This is a genomic window from Microbacterium sp. 18062, from assembly GCF_902706225.1.
GTDB lineage: Bacteria > Actinomycetota > Actinomycetes > Actinomycetales > Microbacteriaceae > Microbacterium.
Window position 1 is genome coordinate 1 of sequence record NZ_CACSKB010000091.1, and the last position, 7,639, is coordinate 7,639.

5 protein-coding genes are annotated in these 7,639 nt (G+C 56.8%); all 5 read left to right on the top strand.

Going from position 1 to position 7,639, the window contains the following annotated elements; all coding sequences use genetic code 11:
- On the top strand, positions 1-1,138 hold a 1,138-nt coding region (locus tag GVL03_RS18535; RefSeq protein ID WP_235038238.1), incomplete at its 5' end, for an acyltransferase.
- Between the two features lie 688 nt (positions 1,139-1,826).
- A complete protein-coding gene (locus GVL03_RS18540) occupies positions 1,827-3,269 on the top strand; it encodes a lipopolysaccharide biosynthesis protein (protein ID WP_159502490.1) in 1,443 nt (480 codons plus the stop codon).
- Positions 3,270-3,640: 371 nt separating this feature from the next.
- Positions 3,641-4,324 (top strand): polysaccharide pyruvyl transferase family protein, encoded by a 684-nt coding sequence (locus tag GVL03_RS18545; RefSeq protein ID WP_235038239.1) that lies wholly within the window; start codon positions 3,641-3,643, stop codon positions 4,322-4,324.
- A 101-nt stretch (positions 4,325-4,425) separates the two neighbouring features.
- Positions 4,426-5,256 (top strand): hypothetical protein, encoded by an 831-nt coding sequence (locus tag GVL03_RS18550; protein ID WP_159502492.1) that lies wholly within the window; start codon positions 4,426-4,428, stop codon positions 5,254-5,256.
- Positions 5,257-5,705: 449 nt separating this feature from the next.
- Complete coding sequence (locus GVL03_RS18555; RefSeq protein WP_159502493.1) at positions 5,706-6,806, top strand: polysaccharide pyruvyl transferase family protein; 1,101 nt, start codon at positions 5,706-5,708, stop codon at positions 6,804-6,806.
- The last annotated feature ends 833 nt before the right edge of the window (positions 6,807-7,639 follow it).

Consider the following 7,639-nt stretch of genomic DNA (forward strand, 5'->3'; position numbering starts at 1 on the left):
CGACGGTCATCGTCGAGGTCCTTTCGAGATGGATGTGAAGAGTTCTCTCGAAGAATCACGCGGTGACCGTCGCTACGTCAGCAGCGACACGGTCACCGGTTCGTACACCACCTTGCCGGACGCAACCCCTCGGCGCGTGACTGGGCGAATGCGATGGATGGATCAAGTGCGCGGGGCTGCCATCCTCTTGGTTGTGGTATTCCACGCGGAAACTATTATGTCTCGCTTTATTCCGGGAGGACATGACGCGTCGCCCGTCGCGCTACTTCTTGTGCTGGATCTGTTTGCGCCTTATCGAATGCCGACTTTGATGTTCCTATCCGGCATGCTGCTCAGTCGATCGCTGTCGAAATCGACCCATGCATACTTCGGTGGGAAGCTGCGTGGAATCGCTTGGCCATATGTGCTGTGGACGGTTGTCTTTCTGGCAGTGTCGGATGACATCGGGCTTTTTCGTCTGCTCCAGATGCCTATCGTCTCGCCAACTTATCTCTGGTACTTGCAGTTCCTATTCTATTACTACGTGATTGCTTGGGTGATCACGCGGTCGCCCTTACGTTGGGTTCCTGCTTGGTTCCCATTGCTTGTGGCGGGGGCCGGTGCCCTGGGGCCGGATCAGTATCGGATATCTAGATTTTTCTATCTGTTCTTCTTCTTTTGGCTCGGGCATCTTGTTGCAAACAATCGCTACGGACTGCGTTCATTCATAGAAAAGCGCGCCCCGACGGTGGGAATCGCATCGCTGATTCTCGTGGTCGTGGTCGCGGTCGCTGCAACGCAGATTCAGGTCCAGTACCGACTTGCGTTCATAATCGGACCAATTGCGCTCTGCGTGCTTGTGGTGGGATGGGTCCCACTTTTCGGTGCGTGGCGTCCGCTGGTCTTTGTGGGGCAACATTCTATCGTGTTCTATGCGACACATTTTTCAGTTATCTGGATATGTGATTGGTGGCTGAGTCAGCTAACCACCTCGCCCTGGATCCTATGGCTGGCGGGGAGTGGAGCGGCGCTGATCATTGGGGCCTTGATGGCGCACCTTCGGGCACGCGGCGCGCTCGCCTGGGCATTCGAGTTTCCGCGCCTTCCATTCGGAGCTGCTGGGCACGGTCCAGGTATTCTTCGCCGACGCACCCGCTAGCTTCAGGCCGTCATTCTTGACGCGCGGGACATTCGCTGTGGTGGCGGAGCGGCTCTGCCGCTCACAGAAGCGTTTCACCGGCGACGCCGATCGATTTCGAGTTAGTGCGTATTCATTCTCCTCCCGCCGCATATCCACGTGCACTGTGCTCAGATCCCTGTCCGACGCGAACGGAGGATAGGTGCGTGAAAGTTTTTGGGGCTCGGGCTATTGTCGATGGTTTGAGCACGAGACCTACGGGCTTCACAGCCTCCCTTGCACCCTCGAATCACAAGACGCGCGACTGTTTGCAATACCTCTTGGCTCGCCGACGCGGATCAACACGTATCTGGAGTTTGTGACAATGCTGCTGCGGAGGCGCTATGGAAAGGTGGCCTGCAGACTCGTCTGACCACGCCAGACAGTTGCGTGAACGGGTCGCGAGTGTAGGTGGCGTCGACAGGCTCGTCGGCGACGGCACTGCGCGCTCGATCGTGTCCGTTGGCTTCGACGGTGCACCGATTGCGCGTTTCGATCTCCGCGGCTCGCGTCGAACCACCGGCGGTCCCGCGCAGGCGCCCATCTGCTCAGCCCGCCATCCCGGCACGGGAAGTGCGTTGGCTCATATTCGGCTGGATCGTTCGGCGCCCTTCGATTCTTCGACAGTGGCGCACACTGGCTATGCTTCCAGCGTGGAGACGAGTTGAGCTTGGCGAGCACCGCTGCGAGTGGGGCAGCGAAGACGATCGGGGCGCAGGGCGCGCGCGTGCTCATGCTGATGGCGGGCGTTGTTATCCTCAGCCGAATCCTTTCACCCAGCGATTTTGGCCTCTTCGCCATGGTGGCGGCGGTAGCAAACATCGCGACGGTGATCGGCGATTTCGGTCTCTCCCAAGCAGCAATTCAAGCACGGAGCATCTCGAAGGCTCAGAGATCGAACCTCTTCTGGAGCAATGCTGTGCTCGGGGTGCTCCTCTCAGCGGCCATCTTTGGGCTCAGCTGGCCGCTCGCTGCATTCTACGGCGAAGACGAGGTGCTTCACCTCACTCAAGTGCTAGCTTTTGCGTTCCTGATTAACGCTCTCTCTAGCCAGTTTCGTGCAGAAGTGTTGCGCAGCTTCCGCTTCGGTTGGCTCGCGATCGCCGACATCGCCGCGCCCGCATTCGGGCTTGGTCTTGCTGTCTTGGCTGCCTTGTCGGGATGGGGATACTGGGCGCTCGTTGTGCAGCAGATCACCGTAGCCGTCGTCACCTTGGTGATGCTCATCATCGGTGCGCGATGGGTCCCGGGTCTACCCTCGAGAGCACCGATGCGAGACCTCTTCCGCTTCGGAGCCGGGACTCTCGGTATTCAACTGATCACATACATATCTACAAATATCGATGACTTTTTGATTGGACGATACTTCGGCCCTGCCCAGACCGGCTTTTACTCCCGCGCTTTCCAGTTATTTAGACTGCCAGCGCAGCAGATCGCAATACCGATTGGTCGCGTTGCTCTTCCCATTCTCTCGCGCCTGCAAGATGATCGCGAACGCCTTGAGGCATATGCTCTCCGGGCGCAACTTGTTCTCGCGTGGGCCTTCGGAGGGTTGTTCTTTGTTATTGCAGCCGCGGCTGACCCCATAATTGAGATTGCTCTCGGTCCTGGCTGGGACGAGTCTAAGCCTTTGCTGAGAATTCTCGCGATAGGGGGAGTCTTTCAAGCCCTGACGAACGCATACTCCTGGGTCTTCCAGGCGGTGGGCATGGTTGGATTCCAACTTCGCTTCTCTCTCGTTGGGCGGACCATCATGATCGCCCTCGTCTTCGTCGGGGTTCATTTCGGGTTGACCGGCGTTGCGATAGCGTCCGCTTCTGGTCAGGCCTTGATGTGGGCCATGTACACCGTCCTGGCCATCCATCGCGCCGGGCTGAGTCGTCGCCGATTGCTCAATGTTGCTGTGGCCCCGGTTGTGACGTTGACCATTGCAACTATCGCGGGTATGGTCGTCAGCGCGGCGGCGGCGGGGCTTCCGGTTCTAGCACAGCTTGGTCTCATCCTGGCGTCATTCGCAGCTGTGGTGGGACTGGCGGCGCTAGTAGTTCCGCGCGTACGAGCCGACATGCGTGCGTTGGTCGACACTGCCAGACGAATAAGAACTTCGCGTTAGTGCGCGTTGTCTACGCTATGCGACACGTAGGCCAGCGACGCGAGGAGTTCGTCGCTCGAAGCAAAGTCAACTATCCTCCAAGTGTTGACGCGTCTCAGCCGTTCTTCGGCTTGTGCATCCGATCGAGCTTGGCAGAGTGACTGATTTCGAGGAACAGATGATATTTGGTAAAGGTCCTGCTTCTGAGAGCAGATCCGATCTAGCGCCCGCTACACCTGATCGTGCTCGCGCGCGAATGTTGTGCGCCAAGCAGTTGAACGAGCGGAGGGCCAGTGCCTGAGGTTGTCCATTGGAACCCGCGGCGCCGAAAGTGGATCGGTCCGATCCCATTGCCCTTGGCGATCTCGGGACGGACCAACAATTTCGGCGACATGCTCGGTCCCTGGATAGTTCAACGTATCTGCGAGCTTGAAGGCCTTCATACTGCGGTGGAGGCATCTGCGCGGCTGATCACGGTTGGCTCCATTATGCGAATGGGCACTGAGGGTGATGTTGTTTGGGGAACCGGAGTGAGCGGGAAATCCCTGAGCAGGGGAGCGTTTCCCCGCCTGGATGTCCGTGCCGTGCGAGGGCCGATCAGCGCACGCCATCTCCGGAACTCGGGCAACGAAGTACCTGATATCTTCGGAGATCCAGCCCTCCTGATTCCAAGTCTTTGGTCCGACCTAGAGCTGGGAATCCGTCGACGCAGCACAGGTACCGTCTTCGTCCCCAATCTTTTCGATGCTCCCGTCTTCCCAAAGGAAGCTTTGAACCCGAGGGGGCGCTTTCTGGACAAGATCCGTGTGATCGCGAGCGCCGATCTAGTGATTGCCAGTTCACTCCACGCGATCGTTATTGCGGAGGCGTACGGCGTGCCTGTTGTTCCAGTGTCGGGGAGTGAGCCCGAACTCAAGTACCACGACTACTTCGAGGGGACACAGCGCGACGCTCCGGCGTTCGCTCCAAGTTGGCAGGCGGCGCTCAACTTGGCGCCTTTGTCGCCTTTACTCAGCTGGGATCCGGCCAAACTTCTTGCTGCATTTCCCCGTGACTTGTGGCTCTCTGATAGCTAAGTGATCGGTGGTTTTCTTTGGTTAAAATTGTCAGACTAGTCCAGAATAGCTCGCGTTCGCTGAAGGCTGGGTTGGCGCGTTCCGCAGCACGATTTGGAATCGTGGAAGTCTTCAACCCAAGCATTGTCGTTCGCGGATCCAGTACACATATCGCGTTCCGAGGTGCACTCAGGCAAGGTGAGCGGCCGTACAGAGCTTTCTACGGCGTAGACAACGGCGACGGGATAGTCGACATACAGGACCTTACGGAGTTCGCCAATAGATTGGGGGTGCGTCGTGTTGCGGATCCGAAGCTGGTCGAGCTTCAGGATGAGGTTTACGTTAGCTGGAACACTGGCTGGGTTGCCTCGGGGGAGAATGAAATCTATCTCCAGCGGTTGACGCCATCCTTGAGTGATCCTCAGCGGTGTGTTTTCGACGGGCGGAACAGAATTGAGAAGAATTGGGCGTTTTTCGAGAGGGGAGGGGATCTTCAAGTTCTGTACAGTGTGGCGCCATTGCATATTCTGAGTCTTGCAGGAAAGTTCGGCAAAGATGAAGACCTAGTCTTTCGTTCCACTACTCGAGAGTCCGTAGCGAAAGTTGGACAGAGATTCTCGATTGGGACTCAACTTTTGCGGGTAGACTCGAACACATTTCAGCTGATTATTCATGACAAGCTTCTTCGCATCCGTAATCATCGAGCATACGTGGGGAGGCTCGCTCAGCTTGATCTGTCGGGAAAGCCGAAGATCACGTTCGGGACGCGGGCGCTCGTCCACTCTTGGCGCTCGATGCTTCCTCAGGTTCGCCCGAATAAGGGTAATCCACACCTCATATTCGCCACATACTTCTCAGGAATATCCTCGGTCGAGGGGCAACTTCTTTTGAGCTATGGGGTCAATGATGTTGACTATGGTTTTGCTCATGCGGATCCAGCGTCTCTCTGGTGAATCTGATCATTGATGAGGCTCTTCTGCGTATCGGAAGTATGGTGGTCGCTTGTTCTTGCTCGTATTCCCCTAGTTTCACTAGGATGAATCAGTATGAGTTAAATTCGATAGGCCTCTTTGGGGCCGGCGCGTTAGCAACGTCACCTACACCTCAAGTTTAGCGACGTCACGTACACCTCAAGTTTAGCGACGTCACGTACACCTCAAGTTCGGTGAGCCGGTTGCTGAATCGAAGGTTCCGGAACATGTTCATGCTCGCGGTGGAGACGATCCCATCAAACTTGTTCAACGCCTGACCGATAGTCTCGGCATGGGGAGCGCAACCTGATGATGCCGTATTTTATCTGCGTCAGATTTTCGGTTGCTGCACTAGGTGCAATTTTCCGGGTAAGCTTAACCAGTCGAGAAACGCGCCCACGAGAAGCTACGCCGAACGAATGGAAGACAGAATGACGGTTGACGTCCGTGGCACCAACGGTTCGAACATGGGAGCGCAGTTGATGCTCCGCGCTATTGTCGAGAAACTCTCGCCGCAATTCCGCCTATCTGCTCCGCCGCAGATGACAGCATTCGATACCAGGGCGCGTCTCGGGCTTAGGCAAACGCTGCTCTGGAACCAGTTTCCCCGTATATCGAAGGCGTTGGGTCCGGCTATACCCAAGTTCGTGCAGCGCGAGTTCGGTCTCGTCGATCATCGAGGTGTGACGGGCGTTGTGGATGCATCCGGTTTTGCGTATTCGGACTCGTTTACTCGTCGTCGGATCCGCCGGGAGGCGATCTTTGATGCCGCGTGGAAGAGTAGCGGCGTGCCGATAGTGCTTTTGCCGCAGGCGTTTGGTCCTTTTGAAGACCAAGCCAAGCGTGAATGGTCGAGACGGGTCCTCAACTCTGCATCGGTTGTTTTCGCTCGGGATCGAATCAGTCTTGAGTATGCGCAGTCACTTAGAGTTGCGGCAGATGTTCGACTCTGCCCCGATTTTACGGTTCCTTTAGCGGCACCGAAGATTCCGTCGGTGTCCTCGGAACAGTTTCTTGCTATCGTGCCGAACACGAAGCTCGTGACGACAGGAAAGATCTCGGAAGATTCGTACGCAAAGCTTTTGATCGGATATGCAGATGCTGCGCGCAAGAATGGTATCAACGCGTTGGTGATCGTCCATGATGCAGGCGATGCGGCGATCGCAGAAAGAATTGCGTCGATGGCGCAGATGGGTGTTTTCCGTAGTGATGATCCGCTTGTGCTGAAGGCTGCGCTTAGCCAGGCCGAAATGGTGGTTTCGAGCCGTTTTCACGCAATTGTGAGTGCCCTTTCTGGTAGTGTTCCCACCCTCGCGCTGGGCTGGTCTCACAAGTACAGCGAATTGATGCATGACTTCCATGTTGATAACTGGGTGGCAGGTCTCGATGAGGAACCAGAGGATGCGCTGACGAGGCTTTCCGCGCGTCCTCGCGACCAGATAGTTGACGACCTTAAACAGGCAAAGTCTGAGATTTCGGCTGCTGTGGATAGTATGTGGCGTCTGACGATCGATACCTTAGCGGCTGGCTGAGGTCTTTTTGCCAGCTTCTTCCTGTATGAGCAAGAGGGTTACGATTGCGGCGATAGTTTGAGTCGGAACGAGGGTGATCCGGCGCGGGTTTGTCAGGTCGATTTCGCCAGTGTGCTGGCGTGTTGAACGGATTGATGAACTTCGCGTGGGTCTGCGGCGATGGCTAGGTCGCGGCCTCCCCATCGCTCCCGCTGTGTTCTTTGTGATGTTCTCTCAGATGTGTGACGATGTTATGCGGGCCGAAGTTTTAGTGCTCGCGTAGCTGAGGGTCTTGTCAATCACCGCGATGTTGGGTGCGTTTGGCGAGTGGTGCAGGATTCTCGACGAGCGAATGGTCGCATGGATTGGTTGGGTTACGGAGTTTCTGGGCGTTCGACACCGCCCCCCTGTGGCTCGGAGAAGGAATGATGGTGCCCCGCCGATGCAGACGCACGATTAGGAAGTCGGTCGAGGCGACCCAGTCCAGGCATAGCCCACTGCGTAAGAGATTGCATCCATGCCATCACGCGAGTCCACGTGCCTTGTTCGGCGCATCGGTTGAAGCTTTTGCAGATCGTGTTCCAGCTCCGTACGATTCTGTCTAGGCCGCCATGCCGGCGCCTTCGACCATCGTCCGACGGGCCCACCGACCGTCGACCCGTCATCTTCGTCGCCCCGAGTATCGCGCTGCTCACGGCGTAAGTATCGTCAGAGATGAGATCGTGAGGGTTGCGTCCGGCAAGGTGGTGTACGAACCGGTGACCGTGTCGCTGCTGACGTAGCGACGGTCACCGCGTGATTCTTCGAGAGAACTCTTCACATCCATCTCGAAAGGACCTCGACGATGACCGTCG